At 43.8% G+C, this 18681-nt stretch carries 4 protein-coding genes; 1 reads left to right on the forward strand and 3 read right to left on the reverse strand.

Going from position 1 to position 18681, the window contains the following annotated elements:
• Positions 1 to 11 precede the first annotated feature (11 nt).
• Positions 12 to 13826 carry an Ig-like domain-containing protein gene (locus C900_RS18185; RefSeq protein WP_009581607.1) on the forward strand — a complete coding sequence of 4605 codons (13815 nt, stop codon included), beginning with the start codon at positions 12 to 14 and terminating at the stop codon, positions 13824 to 13826.
• A 245-nt stretch (positions 13827 to 14071) separates the two neighbouring features.
• On the opposite strand, the gene C900_RS18190 is transcribed toward C900_RS18185, so the two are convergent.
• The 3 genes from C900_RS18190 to C900_RS18200 all read right to left on the reverse strand — a co-directional run bounded on the left by C900_RS18190 (position 14072) and on the right by C900_RS18200 (position 18345).
• Positions 14072 to 16735: an ABC transporter permease gene (locus C900_RS18190; protein WP_009581608.1), complete on the reverse strand. Its 2664-nt coding sequence runs from the start codon at positions 16733 to 16735 to the stop codon at positions 14072 to 14074.
• The gene (locus tag C900_RS18195; protein ID WP_009581609.1) at positions 16732 to 17064 is read right to left on the reverse strand and encodes a PadR family transcriptional regulator; all 333 of its coding nucleotides are present in this window, start codon (positions 17062 to 17064) and stop codon (positions 16732 to 16734) included. Before C900_RS18195 ends, C900_RS18190 begins: the two co-directional genes overlap by 4 nt.
• Before the next feature lie 189 nt (positions 17065 to 17253).
• Positions 17254 to 18345, reverse strand: coding sequence for a site-2 protease family protein (locus C900_RS18200; protein ID WP_009581610.1), 1092 nt, complete (start codon positions 18343 to 18345; stop codon positions 17254 to 17256).
• Positions 18346 to 18681 lie beyond the last annotated feature (336 nt).

Genomic DNA, 18681 nt, shown 5'->3' on the forward strand with positions numbered 1-18681 from the left:
ACCGTATACGTATGAATTTTCTAAAGTTGGCTAATTACAAGTTATCCTATACGAAACTGGCCGCTAAGGCCTTTATGATTTTATTAACCATCCTTAGCATAGAGGCTCAGGCACAAATAGTAACATACTCATTTACGGGATCATCAGGAGATGAAACAACTTTTGCTCCCGATGCACAACCGGCCAATGCAACCGTAAGCGATATGAGTCGCGGTCCGGGGCTTTCGGTTTGGACGTATGCCGGTGGTTTTAATGCTTATACATGGGGTGCTACCTCTTCAATTGACCTGAACGACTATTTTGAGTTTACAGTCACACCTGATGCCGGCTACAGTCTTACATTAACCTCTTTGGTTTTTGATGGCAGGTATGTAGATCCAATAGTCAATGACACCTATTTTTGGACATTAAGATCCAGCATTGATAATTTTACAACGGACATCCAGGCCCCAACCGGTGTAGCAGCCACACAGGCAGCCAGCCCATCTGTTCAGGTTGATAACACTGTTGACCTAACAGGAGGAACCTTCGATAATCTTACCAGTCCGGTCACTTTCAGGCTTTATGTTTATGACGTTACCAACCCCAACAATTTTGAGTGGGGTATTGATAATGTTGATATTAATGGAACAGTAAACGCTCCAACATCAACAATTATAGAAACGATAGACTTTGAAATAGCAAATTATACACTAAATACTGCTACATCTACAGGTGGCCCTCCTGCCACCTCTTTTTTTGATGTTTTTGCTGCTGCCGGTGAGGGCACCACACATGCATTTCTTGGAGGAGCTCCCACCGGAGTTCAGGGAAGCAACTACCTGGCTTATCGTAACGGTACTTCGATAGGTTCAAATAACATGATAAACACAACTGCGATTGATGTTTCTTCTTATGAAAACCTGAGCCTCATCTTCTCGCTGGCCAACCCCGATCTCGGTGGTGATCAATATGAGACCAGCGATATTATCCGTATTGAATATCAATTTGATGGCGGGGGATACCAATTTCTGACACAATGGGCTGGAGACGGTGCTACCTATATGAATGAAGATGCAGACGACACAGGTGGCGGTGACGGTGTGGCTGCTACTTTATTAGGCCCCCTGTTCAAGTCCTTTCAAAGATCAATTCCAAAGGACGGTTCACTGCTGGATATCCGATTTACTATTTTGACAACCAATGAATCGGTTGTTATTGATAACATAGCAGTCGTGGGAACCACTGATGTTACCGCTCCCGAAGTAACGTCCATTGTAAGACAAACACCGGTTACAGCATCCACAGCGGCCACCTCTGTTACTTTTCGGGTTACTTTTGATGAACCTGTTTCTAATGTAGATGTGACTGATTTTACATTATCAGGTTCTGCATCTGGCACGTTGAATTCAGTAACAGCCAACTCAGCCTCAGAATATGATGTAAACATCACCACGGTGTCTGGTAATGGGGACAACCTCAACCTCGATTTTGCAGGAGGGCAGGATATTACCGATGTGGCTGGAAATGCATTTACCGGCACCATCAACAGTGAAGAAGAATATGTTATTGATAATACCGCTCCTGAAGTATCATCAATCATTAGGCAAACACCGGCCACAGCCTCCACCACAGCGACTTCCGTAACTTTCAGGGTTACCTTCAATGAAGATGTGACCAATGTGGATCTTACTGACTTCGCTCTGTCAGGTACAGCTTCGGGCACGTTGAATAGTATCACTCCCAACTCCGCCACCGAGTACGATATCAACGTCACCACTGTATCAGGAAACGGAGATAACCTCAACCTCGACTTTGCCGGGGGACAAGACATTACAGATATCATTGGTAATACCTTTCCCGGAACGATCAATAGTGAAGAAGAGTACATTATTGACAATGTAGTACCTGAAGTGGCTTCAATAGCCAGGCAAAATCCGGCCAGCGCCAGCACTAATGCCACCACGGTTACTTTCAGGGTCACATTTAGTGAGGGTGTGACCAATGTGGATTTGACAGATTTCGTATTATCAGGCACTGCCTCTGGTACTTTAAATGCAATTACCCCCAACTCGGCCAGCGAATACGACATTGATGTGGTCACCGTTTCAGGGAATGGCAGTTTGAATCTGGACTTTGCAGGAGGGCAGGATATTGCGGATATCATCGGTAATGACTTTGCCGGCACGATCAACAGTGAAGAAGAATATGCTATTGATAATATTGCTCCAGAGGTGGCTTCTATTGTAAGACAAACACCCGCAACGGCCTCCACAACAGCCACTTCCGTTACTTTCAGAGTTACTTTTGACGAGGATGTGGCCAATGTTGGAGTGGCCGATTTTACATTGTCAGGCACTGCATCAGGTACCGTCAACGCTGTCACCCCTAACTCAGCAGCAGAGTATGATGTAAATATAATTACGGTATCAGGAAATGGTGACAACCTCAATCTCGACTTCGCTGGTGGACAAGACATAACGGATATGGCAGGAAATACCTTTGCAGGCACTATCAACAGCGAAGAAGAATACACTATTGATAATATTGCGCCAGAGGTGGCTTCTATTGTAAGACAAACACCGGCCACGGCCTCCACTACCGCTACTTCGGTCACTTTCAGAGTAACCTTCGATGAGGATGTGACAAATGTTGGAGTGGCTGACTTTACATTATCAGGTACTGCATCAGGTACCGTCAACTCGGTTACACCTAATTCAGCTACTGAATATGATATCAACATTACTGCAGTATCAGGTGACGGTGATAACCTCAACCTCGACTTTTCCGGGGGACAAGACATTACTGATATTATTGGAAATGCCTTTGCGGGCACCATCAACAGTGAAGAAGAATACACCATTGATAATATTGCGCCTGAAGTCGCTTCTATTGTAAGGCAAAGCCCTGCCAGCGCAAGTACCAATGCGAATTCAGTAACCTTCAGGATCACCTTTAGTGAAGGGGTAACAAATGTGGATTTGACAGATTTTGAGCTGTCGGGAACAGCTTCCGGTACTTTGAACAGCATTACTCCTAACTCTGCCTCCGAATATGATATAGATGTAATATCCGTGGCCGGTGATGGCAATTTAGATCTCGGTTTTGCCGGGGGTCAGGATATTACCGATATTATAGGAAATGCCTTTACAGGCATTATCAACAGCGAGGAAGAATATACCATTGATAATACCACCCCCCAGGTAACTTCCATTGTAAGGCAAAATCCGGCAAATACGCTTACTAACGCCAATACCGTAACATTCAGGGTCACTTTTAATGAAGATGTTGCTAATGTAGATTTTTCCGATTTTGCGATATCAGGAGCTGCTTCAGGCACAGTAAACGCTGTTACTGCCAACTCTTCCGTGGAATACGATGTAGATATTACAACGGTGACCGGAGACGGCACACTAAACCTTGATTTTGCCGCTAACAATATTGTCGACCTTGCCGGAAATGCTTTTGCAGGTACGATCAATAGTGAACAGGAGTATACAATTGATAATCAAATACCCATAGCAACAATCACTTTACTGGAAGACGGGGACCAAACAACCTTTGAAGTGACATTTAATGAACAGCTTGCGGCTTCAACTACAAGTATCACCAATATTAACAACCTGCTCTCTTCCGCTATAAACGATCCTGCCGGAGACAACCAACCTATCAGTATCGCATCGGTACCCGCATCAGTATCCTGGAACCTGGCAATACCTTCCGCTCCGGTAGCCACCATTACTATTCCGACTACGACATTTGTGGCCGGAGAAACTCTGCGAATTAACTTTGATGACAATGTTGTTCAGGATCTGGCAGGAAATGGTATTAGCTCAGCAACCAATGTGGATGGAACAGTCGCGGATGTTACACCTCCATCTGTTTCGCCTGACGAAATGAGCTTGAATGGCTCTACATCAATTCAGTTTACACTTAGCGAGGAAATAGATATTGCTGAGGGCGGAGCCGTCAGTGGCTTTTCAACAAGCAACGGAACATTAACAACCGCTATATACTCAGGAAAGGGAAGTACCAACCTCATCACGCTAACAGGATCAGGCTGGTCTGCTGGTGTAACTACCGTAAGCTATGATCCCGGAATTGGTGACGTACTTGATTTGGCTGGCAATGAATTAGCAACGATCACTAACCACCCTGTAGTAGTGAATACGGTGAACCTGGGCGCTGGTTCTATTGCCTTTACCTATTACAGGTCAGATGATCCCAATGAATTTGCCTTTGTACTACTTGAAGACGTAGAAGTGGGTACACAAATCAAATTCACCAACAATGGCTGGACTGAAGGACCTCCAACGGGTTTCAGAACAGGCGAGGAAACATTGGTTTGGGAGGCCGACCAGCGCTATTTTGCCGGTAAAGAAGTAGTAATTGCCGGTTCCTCGGCATCTTCTGGTACTACTACCGGAAGCGAGTTAACCCTGAGTACCGGTGGAGACCAGATCATTGCCTACCAGGGTACTTCTGTAAATCCTACACTTCTTTCGGCTATCCATATGAATGGAAACTGGGATGCAGACAACGATAGCGACAATAAATCAGAAGAACCGGTGAGCCAACTCACAACTGGCGTCAACATGCTGGCAATCACTTCTGAAACCGACAATGCTGCATACGATATGAGCACATTGGTGGGTTCGGCAAGCGCTATCAGAAGTGCGATCAACAACCAGGCAAACTGGGATAGTGATGATAATGCAAGCAACGGTATCAGCTTCACAGTGCCTACAGATGGAGATAACTATACCCTCCCTCCTGATGTTGTTAGCTTTGCCCCTGCCCATGGTTCTACCGTGGCCGCGACACAGTCCTCATTAACTATAACTTTTGATGATAATATTTCAAATAGCACTTCTTCAGGAGCTGACATTCAGTTAAAACTTGATGATGGCACGCCTGTAGCAACCTTCAATATCGGTGATCCTGAAGTTACTGTTTCCGGCACGGACCTGGAAGTGGATATTGCAGCGATATTGCCGTTGACACACAATGCCGTTTATGAAGTGGATGTAGCCGAATGGGTGGTAGTAAATGCTGACGGCAACCATAACACGGCCGTTGTAGGCGATGCAAACTGGAAGTTTACAGTAGATGGATTGGCCCCTACTGTTACCTCCATCACAAGAGATCCGGGGGTAACGGTCAATGCTAACTTTGGCACCACAGCCTCCTCGGTTGATTTTATAGTGGAGTTTAGTGAAAACGTAGTGCCTGGCTCGGTACAAACGGTAGATTTTACGCCTGCAGGAGCAGCCTCTGGTGGCACAGAAACCGTTAGCAATGTTGCCGGATCAGGCACTACCTATACTGTAACCGTTAGCAACATTAGCTTATTAGGCGATCTGACTATCAATTTCACCGGATCAGTGAATGACCTGGTGGGAAATGCAGGCAGTACATTTGCCGCAGGAGATGAGTCTTTTATCATTATCAACCCCGAGCCAACCGAGCAAGCTACTGCTTTTTCAGCGGTGGCGGGAGCTGATACTTATACGCTGGATGCTTCATGGACAGCCGGTGCCGGAGCTCAACCTGCAGATGGTTATTTGATCTTCATCAAAAGCCCTTCCGGCTCCTTCCCTGCCGACCCGGCAGATCTTACCGCAATAGCTAATGACCTGGATTTTAGTGATGATAACGGGGTTATCAATTCGTCTACTAATTCCGTTTCCGTCAGCGGCCTCAGCTCAGGTACACAATATGACTTTAAGATCTACCCATACACCAACAGCGGAAATCAAATTGACTACAAAATAGATGGCACCATTCTTACCGGTAGTGGTACAACCTCTACAGGTCAGGCTTCACGGATTATTCTGTTAACTCCCGCCTCCACAACCATCTCATCCCTCACTAATAATTTAGGTGCTGCAGAAAGTTATTTCCGTTTCAGAGTAATAGATGATGGATTGAACACAGCGGTAGATAATGCCCCTACACGGGTTTCTCAGATTGTTATCAAAGTAGGTGCAGGAAATGAAATTGCCTGGACGGAAGCTATTGAAGGTGTAGGTATATTTGATGGCACCGGCAATTCGATGAACTCAAACGTGAATGGCGGAGATATCGTGATCACTGATACGGAAATAATCTTTAATAACGTACCGAATGGCTCATCGCAGCTTGGTGAAATCACGGATAATTCATTCAAAAATTACTCTCTAAGGGTATGGTTGAAAAACCCTATAACAGATGCCGCTCTGCAAAATACAATTGATGGACTCAATTTTGTGTTCGAAGTTGATGAAACCAGCTTCTCATATGCTTCAGGAAGTAGTGAAGTAGCTGCCGGACAAATGGCCGCCCAGGCCACCGAGGTAGCAGTTGTAGCTACTGAACTGAATTGGGAAATACAACCTCCGTCAGCCGCTGGAGTACTCGCACCATTTACCTCAGCTCCTGTTATAGAAGCCACCGATGCCAATGGAAACAGGGATATTCACTATGCTGAAGAAGTTACCAGTGTGACCAATGCAGGAGGTATAGGCATGAATAACAACCCTGATGCCTCAGGACTTGCCCATTCTTTTGCTTCAGGCATCTACACCTTTGACATCACATCCGGTACCGGTTTTAATTACCAGGATGCAGGCGATGGTACACTTACAGTCACTTCGGATGCACTCGCTGCATCTCCGGCCTCCGGTACAGTGACCGTAAGTTATTCAGGCGGTACTACAATTTCGACAGGACCCGCTACTGAACCTTCAACTTTTGCCTCAACAATAGTTTCTATTACCGATATTAATGCTTATTCGTTTGATTTTAATATTCAGGATGACGCTATTGCTACAATTGACGATAAAGTAGGTACCGTTATAACAGAGTTGGTTATTTCCGCAGAAGGAGGTACTAATACATTAACTAGTAATTGGTCTGACGTGATTTACAGAGCATTACTATACAATCCTAATACAGGACGAGGGGTGTTTGCTGAAAACGCTGCAATTGATGATAATTCAATAACATTTGATATTTCCGGTTCTCCATCCCCAACTCTTGGTGTGATACCTGATGATGGAACCGCTACCTTAAGACTTTACATTGCTTTCAAAACAGCAATTACAGGAGGAATGAATGAGGTGATTGATAACCAGTATTTGAATTTTAAAATAGCTGATGTTCAAATCACAACAGCAACAGCTTCCAGTACTTTCCTTGCTTCACAAGAAGTAACATCAGGAGCTACAAATAACCAAATTAATGTAGAAGCCAGTCGGTATCAATTTAAACAACAACCCATTGATACGTACATTAATCAAGTGATGACCCCAACCGCTTCTATAGAAGCAACAGATGTATACGGGAACAGAGACTTGGACTACACGGGTGACGCCACTGTGTCATCATCAGGTACCGGTACTCAACCGGCAGATCAGATAGTAAACTTTACTTTAGGATTAGGAACAATACCTTCTCTTATTCATGATAAGATTGAAAATAATCTGCAACTTGATGTAACCGACAATAGTAACATATTTACCTCAATACAAAGCAATCCTTTTAATATTCTACCCGGCGCTGCAGAATCAGACATTATTGCTTCAGCATTCTCATACAATACCAATATTGATTATACCAGCTATCAGGCAACCAGCGTGACAGATACAGACCCTACGGTTTTCGAATTTGAGATCCGGGATGGAGAAGCTGATGGGGTATCGGGAGATGCAGATGCGCTACCGACTAATGTTACTACATTGACCTTTGATGTGTTCAACCATTCGCTTTTAAGAAAAATAGGTTTGTTTGACGATTCAAATACGCTTATTGCTGAAGTGGACCCGGCTGCACAAATCTCCTTCGATCTGTCCGGATCACCTCTTGTAATACCGGATGATGGTAGTGCTACGTACAATCTGAAGGTTACTTTTTCCAATGTTGTCACGGATAATGCACAATTCTCATTCACTGTTTCCCAAGCTGTGGCAGACGATCAAGGTTCTACATTTTCTTCGACAAACGGTGCTCCGGATGCTGGAACTGCAGCAGTAAGCTCAACAGCGGGTGATAACAACAGGATAGAAGTAACTGCATCAAAAATCGTATTCGATAATATTGTGTCTGCAAGCTTAAACACCGACTTTTCTCCGGTAGTCAGAGCTTTGGATATTAATGACAATCTGGATCTTGATTTTACTGAGACAATTGACACTTATAGCAATACCAGTACTACGCCAGGAGGTTCGTTAGCTACAGTCAATGACCCTTCCGGAAGCTTTGCCGGGGGTATTTTCACTTTCCCAGCTAACTTCCAGTTTACGGCTTCAGGCCAGGGCGTGACCATCTATATTGAAACAGCCAGTTTCAATACCACCTCCAACTCATTTGATATTATCTCTTCCTTTGAGTCGTATATAACTTATGTATCTGATGGTGGATCTATTCCTTACATAGACTACCCTCCTGTTGTAAACCTGGATGAAACAAACAGCGATATAATTGCTGAGTTTATGCTTCATGATGGTAATCCCTCCTTATATGGCAATGATGTCGATGGAGCAGCTACTACTATTGATGAGTTAACGATTAGCATCTCCAACTTTGAAAACCTTGATCTGCTAGGTATTTTTGATGCCGGAGGTACTCAGTACGGTACTGATATGACTGCCGCAGCAACGGTAACATTCACAGGTGTGAATTTCTCAGCAGCCGATGACGCCACCAATAATTTCTATATCAGGGCCACATTTAAAGACTCCGATACGGATATAACGGACAATGCACCTATAGATATCGTTATCACCAGTGTTGTAGCCTCTAACGGCTCCCAGTTTGAAGATGCAACAGCCGGAGGTGAGACCGATGGACTAGGTGGCTATATCCTGGCGCAGACCCCGGCGGGTAATAACAGAATACAGGTAACAGCTACAATTTTGGTATTCACTCAAAGCCCTGGCGCTTTGGAAGGGATGAATGTACCCTTCGCTTCTTCGCCCTATGTAGAAGCTCAAGATGCCAATGGTAATCTGGATACGGACTTTAATAAAGAATATAACCTAACATCAGAAGTAGCCCCTCTTGATCTCTCGGCGGTCCCAACAACCTTTACAGCAGGCACATTAGATCTGTCAACGCTTAGATACACCGGCACGGGATATGGAACATTAACTATAGAAGATAATCCGTTGGAGGTCGCTTCAGGCTCCAGTGGCGCTCCCGGCAGCACTGACGTAGTCAACACGAATGTAGCCCAACTGACAAATGGCATAAGATCAAATGCAAACCCTTTGAACGCAGGCTCAATAGATGTACCCATTTTAGGCTTTCGACTAGCCAGCTTATCCAACACCACAGGCGAACCTGAGTTAAATGAAGTTACCATACAGTTCCAGGGAACTGATGTTTTTGATATTCAAACCATCTTCGAATCATTCAGATTGTTTAGATCCGGCGATGAGGAAATAAATCTTGGGACCTTTATTGATGAAACACTGATCACAGGTATAACGATAAATACAACTGCTAATTCAGTGACATTCTCAGGATTGAGTGAAATATTGGACAATAATACCACCAACCAGAACTTATTCCTGGTGGTGAACATCAGCGATGAAGTTAACGCACTTACCACTCCGGCTATCACTCCCTATGTAGAACCAACAGACTATGTTGTTTCAAGTGGAAGCTTATTTTTAGTTGATGGAGGTGTTGTTGCAAGTCTGACAGGGCTTCAATATACATTCATTGATGAGCAGGCCCCCGAAATTGTAAGTCTGACACCTGCAGACAACGATCCGAATGTAAGTCCGTTGAGTGACCTGATCATCACATTTAATGAGCCGGTTAACTCGCTGGACAATGAAATTACATTAAGAAAACCGAGTGATGCTTTATTCAATGAGAAGGTTCCTTTGTTCAGTACTTCTCCGGATAGAAAAACGTTCACTTTCCGTCCTTCAGCTTCATTAGATGCAGATGAAGACTACTACGTGCAAATAGCTGCTGGAAGTACAGTTAACAATACAGGTTTTACTGACGACTCCGGAAATACCTTTTCCGGTATTCAGAATAGCACCACATGGAATTTTAAGACATCAGATATCACCCCACCGGTATTTATTAATCCCATACCGGTACTGGTATCCAATATATACGACCTCGGTTTTGATCTTGGAGTGCGCATTGACGAACCTGGTACAGTGTTTTATATTGTGATTGGTCAGGCAGACCCAAATCCCACTGCGGCTCAGATATTTGACCCGGGTACCTACACGGGTGAACTGGCATCAGGTACAATAAACATCACCGTTCCTGAGCAATATCACTATGCTGCAATTACATCTTTGGCTGCAAACACTGATTTTGAAGTATGGGTAATTGCCGAAGATAACGCACTGCCTTCCCCTAACCGAATGACCACACCTGTATCAGTGAGTGGCACCACGGCTTCGGGGTCAAGCGCAGGCACTGTTGTTGATGCACCTGCTATTGACATTTGCTTTGGAGAATACCAGCCCATTTTACCTCTGATAACCATAAGAGAGGGGGCCAACGGAGATTTCAGCGGAGGTAATGGCCAAACGTTAAACCTGGTGCTTCCATCCGGTTTTGAATTCAACACCTCTCCTGCCAATGCTCAGGTACAGCTCAGCGGTGGTAATATCTCCAATGGTAGTTTAACTTTTGTTAATAACTCGATACTGAGGATCACCTATGATATCAGTGGAACTAATTCCAGGGACAGAATAACACTTACAGGTCTGGAAGTAAGGGCCACAAGTTCCACCGCTTCCGGTAATATAACTAGGATCGGAGGAACTGCCATACAAAATGGCAATGCAGAGAGCGACAATCTAAACCACGGCAGTATAAGTGTAATTCCTCCTACCGCAGCGAATTTCACATTCAGTACCGGAAGTAGTTCCATAGGAAACGATGCCGATCCTGTAACATTAATCCCAGACCCTTCCCTCGAAGTTTCGGGAACTAATGTATTTACAGGAAACGGCGTTTTTGGAAATACCTTTTACCCTCAGGTAGCAGGTGTAAATGATCACAATGTTACCCTGACCCATACCACTGACCTGGGTTGTGTGTCTACCGAAACAAAAGTGATGACCGTTTTTGATAACGTTTCTGCCATTCCCGGGGTCAATGCAAAATACTGTACCACTGGTAGTATTATACCCGGAGTAAACACTGTTGCTATCAATGAAAATGATAAAACAGGTTACCGGTTGACCGATCTTTATCTCGATGTTAGTGCCTATGTGGGTGCTGATGCAGCATATACAGGTTTAGGAGCTTTAACTGCTTCCGGCAATAACTATGTTTTTGATATAGATGTAGCCGGCCAGAATCTTAATCAGGGGATTGTGTATGTAGACCTGGTAGCAACTTATCAAAGTAAAACAGATGCCACCGAATTTTTGGAATTCAGAAAGCCGGTGGCAATTGCCGATCCTCCAAATGTAGCTCTGAATTTCGTTTCGAGTGGTCCGGCCAATATCAACGACTACTGCGAAGATGGTGAAACAATAATACTCGAAGGTGATTATGCAAAATCAGTACATACCGAAGTGACTAACGTTTTTGAATTAGTAGGCCAAACTGCCTCTGCACAGAACGTACTAAACACCACAGATGAAAATGTAAGGATAGAACCCAATGACATAATTAATCATGCCGACCTGGGCTTCAGGGATCAGCCTTCTTTTACTTATACCCTGAGGTATGAATTAACCAATAGAAATACAGGATGTAGCAGTGAAGATACGCAGGATATTGTCATCAATAGAAAGCCTGGGGTGAATTTCAGTGCAGGAGTAAGCTGTGTAGGATTGGAAACACAATTCACAGATCTTTCAATTATACCCGGTGATGTTACTCTGGCCCAATGGAGATGGGATTTTGATGATTTTGCTAACAATACTGAGACCATTCAAAACCCGGTACACGAATTTACCGGCACGGGGTCCTATGATGTACGGCTAGGAGTGCGAACAGAGAAAGGATGTGTAAATGAGATAACAAGATCTGTTGCCGTTGGAGGAATACCTCAACCGTTGTTTTCTTACATCGGAGTCAATCGCTCAGATACTTTCATTTTCGAAAGTAGCACACCAAAGCCAGGAAGTTTGCCAGGTGATCTAGTGAACATCTTAACTTGGAATTTTGGAGATGGTAGCAGCTATGTTTCAAACAGCAATGGTGAACAAGTCACACACCAGTACACCAACCTTATGATCGATAGTGTGGAGCTCATCATCGAAACTACTTTGGGTTGTACCTCCACTTTGAAAAAGCCGGTTGCTGTGCTGGACAAAATAACTGACGCTACATCTCAATCGGCTGGCTTTGAAAATGGCTCCGAAGGATGGGTTGTTCTACCTGGCGCAAATAATTCATGGACTTTATCCAACAACAATGCTGACATAGGCCTGGATGGCAACACCCTTTGGGTAACAAATGCTAATGCCTCATATCTGCCGAAAGAAAAATCTTATCTGTACAGCCCCACTTACGACATTTCGTCTCTGGAAAGGCCGATGATCCAGTTTGATGCTTTTACAGATCTGAGTACTGGTGATGGAGTTATACTTCAGTATTCAACAGACAGTCTCAACATCACAGATCCTACCAAAACATGGATAGCATTTGGTTCCATAGGTTCAGGGGTAGATTGGTATAATGGGGATAACCTGGCTTCGAAGCCTGGTGAAAGCACAGATATCGGTTGGGCAGATTCATTGGGGATGATCCAGCCCAAGCATTCGCTGGCTACGGTACCTGGTGCAAAAAGGACAAACCTGAATTTTAGATTTGCATTGGCAAGTGTAAACGACCCTACAAATAATCCAGGGTTTGCGTTTGACAATCTTTTCATCGGAGAAAGAACCAGAACAGTATTAATTGAAAATTTCACAAACACAAGTCAGATAAGCACAACTAAATCTGAGAGTGATTTTATCAAAAAACTATTGGCTAACGATAATGAAGGCGTAGAAGTGATAAATATTAATTATCATACTGATTTCCCCGGACCCGACCCGATTAACAACCTCAATCAGGCCGATCCGAGTGCAAGAGCAGTGTTTTACAATATCAATACCACACCAAGAGCCGTTATTGATGGCTTTATCTATCAGGATGCTCCCTTCTCTTCGTGGGGAGAATCGCAATTTGAGTTAAGGTCATTAAGCCTCTCCCCTTTTGATATTGAAATTTCCACGTCAACCGCTAACGACCGCTTAGAAGTAGAAGCTGTATTCACTCCTAAAACTATCAATGATAACATTGACAACTTGCTGATCTATATAGCGGTGCTAGAGCAGGAAATTACTTTGGATGAACTTAATATGTCAGCTATTCCAAGTGGGGAAGACACGCTGACTTATGCACTGAGGAAAATATTACCTCATGCAGCAGGCACTAAAATACCCGCGTCGGTCCTGGCCTTGAATATTCAATCAGATCCGATAACTGTATCATGGGTACCTGTTAATATTGACCTCGATGACATAGCCATTGTTGTGTTTATACAAGATGAAGATACCAGGGAGATATATCAGGCGGAAATTTTGAAAAATGTTGACTTAAGTATCCTGTCAACAGTGACCGGTACTGATGCATTAAACCCAAATAGTTTCAATATATATCCGAATCCTGCCAACAAACAGGTGACCATTCAATTGAAGGATAGATTAGGAAAAGACGCCAGCCTGAGAATATATGACGGGTTTGGAAAAGTTGTATTCGAGCATCAAATTGATAGTAAGGGATCTATTGATATTGACACCAGAGATTATGCAGCCGGATTATATCATGTGCAGATTGAGGATGATGAAACTATTGTCAGAAAGAGATTGATGATCATGCATAGGTAGGGAGGAGAGCGGAGTGCAGAGGGCGGAGAGCATGACGTTAATAGCGTATAGTGATCCGGTGAATTCATAATGAATTGCCGGATCACTTTGTTTCATGCTATTTTCGAAACCAGTAACATAACACACAAAAACCAACAACCAATCTCCAATCTCCCAGCCACCAGCACTCAGAGGCCAGTAATGTCTAACCAGTGACCAGTGACCAGTGACCAGAAACCAGAAACCAGAAGCCAGCCACCAGTAACCTACTCGTACTTCAAAGTCTCTGCGGGGTTTACCATAGCCGTTCTGATAGCATGATAGCTTACTGTGAGCAATGCCACGAACAAACCAGCTCCCATACTTAATGCAAACAGCTCCCAGCTCATGCTAATGGCAAATTTGAAATCGGAGAGCCACTTATCCATCACATAGTATGACAACGGAGCCGCCAGGGTAAAGGCAATAAGTGCAAGCCAGACATATTGCCTGTTGAGCAAGACAAATATATTCATCAACTCTGCTCCCATCACCTTTCTGATACCTATCTCCCTGGTTCGATTTACAGCATTGATGCCAGCCAGACCGAAGAGTCCCAGGCACGAGATCAGAATAGCAAAGCCGGTTGATAAGCCCATGATACTCATCCACCGCTGATGGGATGCATACTGCCGGGCCACGTCCTCATCAACAAAAGTATAGTCGAAAGGCTTGTCCGGTGCCAGTCCTTTCCATCCAGTACGCACCGCTTCGAGGGCAGCAGGTATGTCATCCCCGGCGATCTTCACCATCATGGTGGTCAAGTATCCGGCATTCTCTTTGTCCATAGTCAGAAACATAGGTTCAATGTCGCGTTCCAGTGACAGGAAATGGTAGTTTTTAACAACTCCTATTACCTTGGCTCCCAACCCCGTACTATCATTCCGCCAGTTCAAATGTTTCTCTAAAGGTTGCTCCCAACCCATGTCCCTGGCCAACGCTTCATTGATGATCACAGCATTGCTATCCGATGCTATCCTCTCATCAAAGTTTCTGCCATCTGCCAATTCAATCTCCAAAGTGGGTATATAATATGGATCGACAGCATAAACATACGCGTCTTTCTGCTCTCCGTCTATTTCATACCCGTACTGAGACCATCCTTGATTAAAGGAACTGCTGGTACCTGCCACTGAGATCACTGCAGGATCCTGCTGCATCCTGTTTCTAAACCGTGATACCATTTTATTCGCTTCCTCATTCCAGCCCGTTTGTGTAGGTATGGCTAATATCTGATCCTGGTTATAACCCAGATCTTTGGTGGTAACATACTGCATCTGTCTGTACATGATCACTGAGCTTATGATCAGGAATGCGGATAACGCAAACTGAAGTACCACCAAAGGCTTCGTAAATCCCACTTTTAACCTGGAAGTAAAACCACCTTTGAGTACTTGGGCAGGTCGAAAAGAGGATAAAAACAGTGCCGGGTAGCTGCCAGCAATGAGCCCCACAAATAATGTAAGGATCAAGGTAATTGCCCCAAGCTCCAGCAGGCTGGTAGCAGTCAATGCCATGCTTTTATTAGTGAACTCGTTGAATGCCGGCAAAAATAAAACTACAAGCCCAAGACCTATCACCATAGAAACTATTGCCAAAGCGAGTGATTCAAAACCAAACTGATACACTAATTGACCCTTTTGAGCGCCTATTGCTTTCCTTATCCCCACTTCAATTCTCCGGGAAGTAGATGTGGTCAGGGCAAGTGAAACATAGTTGATACAAGCAATAAGCAATATCAACACCGCAATACCTCCAAGAATAAGCGAGTATTGAGGATCACTCGCCTTTTCCCAGCTTACTGCCTTATGTAAATGGATATCAGAAAGATTGGTATATTCAATTTCCAGTACTTTTATATCGCTGGGTATATTACCACGTTCCCGCCAGTTCCGGAGGTCTTCCGACATATATTTATCCACTATCTTATCCAGATTGTCGCTGAATTGTTGCAGATCCGTATTTTTTGCCAATTGCACAAAAGTGGGCGTAGAATAGCTGGCCCATTGATCCAGGTTTCGGTCATAATACGGCCTGTTCTGCTGCGGAATTAAGAGTTCAAAGTTCAGGCTTGAGTTAGCAGGCGCCTTATTTATAATTCCTGTCACAGTGTAGGAGTTGTTGCCGTTTACATCTATCTCAATAGTTTTACCCATTGGATCCTCATCCCCAAAGTATTTCTCGGCAATAGCTGGGGTCAGCACCACCTCCTGCTTATGTTCAAATAATTTGTCTGCATTTCCCTGTATCAGAGGAAAGGAAAACATTTTAAAAAAGTCACCATCTACGTAAGTGAGCTTCTCTGTAAATATTTTATCGCCATATCTAACTATGCCAGAAGCTCCTGAATTATACCTGGTTGCCATTTTCACTTCCCGAAGTTCATCCTTGAGTACTTCTCTTAAGCCTGTTTGCAGGTATGCTGAACGCCTGTAGGGGTCCTCATTGTCCTTCTTCCATGTATCATAACTTTTTTCTTCCAGGCGGTAAATATTCTCTTTATTGACATGAAACTGATCGAAACTCTTCTCATCTTGAATAAACAGATAAATGAGCATACAAAATGCAATACCGATACTGAGTCCGAAGGCATTGATAAAGGAATACAGCTTCCTCTTCTGCATGTTGCGAATAGCAACTTTAAAATAACTGGATAACATAATGGTGTTGATTATTTTGAGTTTGAACTTATTTCTCAATATTATGCCCGGCCGGAAAAAACGAAAGACCTGCCAAACAAACATCCGCCTGGCCTTTTTATCACCATATTGCTCTACATCCGCATCAAACTGCTCCAGCAGGTCACCTAAAATGCACTCGAAGAGCCCGTCGGGACAGAACCCCTCCAGAAAGTCGATAGCCCATTTCGGGGGCTGAACCTGAGTTTTCATAGATCTGCAAATTTTAACTGTGGCAGAAGCTTCCAAAGCTCCATTCGTTTTTCCTGAATAGCATGAAGCATGCTCAGACCGGCATTGGTAATATTAAAAATCCGTTTCCTTCTTCCCCCACGGGTAGCAGTAGCCCCGCCCATCGATGACTTTACATAGCCTTTGTCTTCCAGCCGGTACAGTGTTACATGTACTGCACTTAAATTGACATCGCGACCCATGCGCTCCTTTATTTCAGTGACTATGGCATTTCCATAAGCTTCTTCCTGAAGTATTCCAACCATCGTCAGTACCAGTTCTTCAAATTCACCCAGGTATGATTTTTCCATTTGTATATAAATTGTAAAACAAATATATAACAATGTACTGCATTTCTGGTAAAAAGTTACAAACAAAGACTTGTTCCTGGCACTTTACACAATTTCGGAAAGCTCTTTTCCAAATCAAAACAGCATGAGTCGAGCTGTATTACAGATGTATTGAATTGAGGAATTTGTGTATTGGACCTGAGAGGCTGATCAACTGTGAGATCGTGTCATCAAAAACTCCTGGAGGTTTTCCATATCGATTACACCCACCAGCACGTTACTCTCCATAACAGGATATAACCGCTGCCTCTTTTTATCTCGTTGAAACTTTAAAAAGGCTTCTGTAAGCTGGTCATTTACACTAAATGCCTGAACCTCAGATTTCATGATCTTCGAAATGGGTACGTCATCCTTTAGCTTTTGCAAACCTTCTACAAGCGCTTCTTTGGTGAGTATACCTTCTACGTTACCGTTGTTGGCTACCAAAAAGTTGTTTTCAGAGCCTGCCAGCAGCTTATCAACTGCCATTTTCAGTGTATCATCAGGATGTAGTATGGTGTAGTTTGTCATCATAGCCTCACGAACTCTATAGCCTTTGAGTATTTCCATCTGCTGCACCATCATATTTTCACTGTAAGCTCCCGCCATCACAAACAGCCCGATCAGTATCAAAAGGAAATTACCGGTAAATCCAATAAGTATAAAGAGCACCCCAATCACTTGTCCGAGCACTGCGGCTATATTGGTGGCCTTACTCCTGGCTATTTTAAATGCCAGCAGGGCGCGAAGCACACGACCCCCGTCCATAGGAAAAGCAGGGATTGCGTTGAAAAGTACCAGGATCACATTGACCAGGCAGAGTGCATACAGAAAGTTTCCGGCTGTAATACTGGTTAGGCTCTGCATATTTTCAATATCAAACAGATCGCCAATACCGAAGGGCGCAAATAGTAGAATTATTATTGCAATTATGACGTTCACTGCCGGGCCGGCAATAGCCACCATCAGCTCCTGGGCCGGCTTTTCAGGCATCCGCTCCATACTGGCGACACCGCCAATCGGCAGAAGTGTCACCTTGCGTGTTTCTATGCCGTACCTCCTGGCCATCAACGCATGACCAAATTCATGCAGAATAACACATACAAATATGCTTAACACATAGCCTACGGTAAGCAGGACCGCAGCAGTGTTACTTCCTTTATTAACCTCTGTTATAACTATCCACGCGAGCAAAAGCAGGAATGTCCAATGCATTAAAATGCGTATTCCTGCTATTTTCCCAAAGCTTATTGACCATCTCATAGTTCATGCAGTTGACCTTCAGTGTATATTAACGTGAGTTCGATATAGTAGACCCGATTAAATTGTATTCGTGTCAGGTGATAACATTTTATTGCCAGGGTTGTACTTTTGTATCTATTTTGACTTTTCATAGCATATGTCTTACATTTTTTTCCCGAAAGCTTTAAAGCTTTTCGGGATAACAAAAAAAGCCAAGGCTGTAGTAAATGGCTAAATTTCAATGCCTGCGATGACAAGTCACAAACTCACCCCGTGAAAAAACGGGGCTCAAACAGTGTGATTTATAACATGTACGTGTGGCATTGAAATTCTTAACGCCATTTTCTCAAGGCCGTT

This window comes from Fulvivirga imtechensis AK7 (genome assembly GCF_000331535.1).
Lineage (GTDB): Bacteria > Bacteroidota > Bacteroidia > Cytophagales > Cyclobacteriaceae > Fulvivirga > Fulvivirga imtechensis.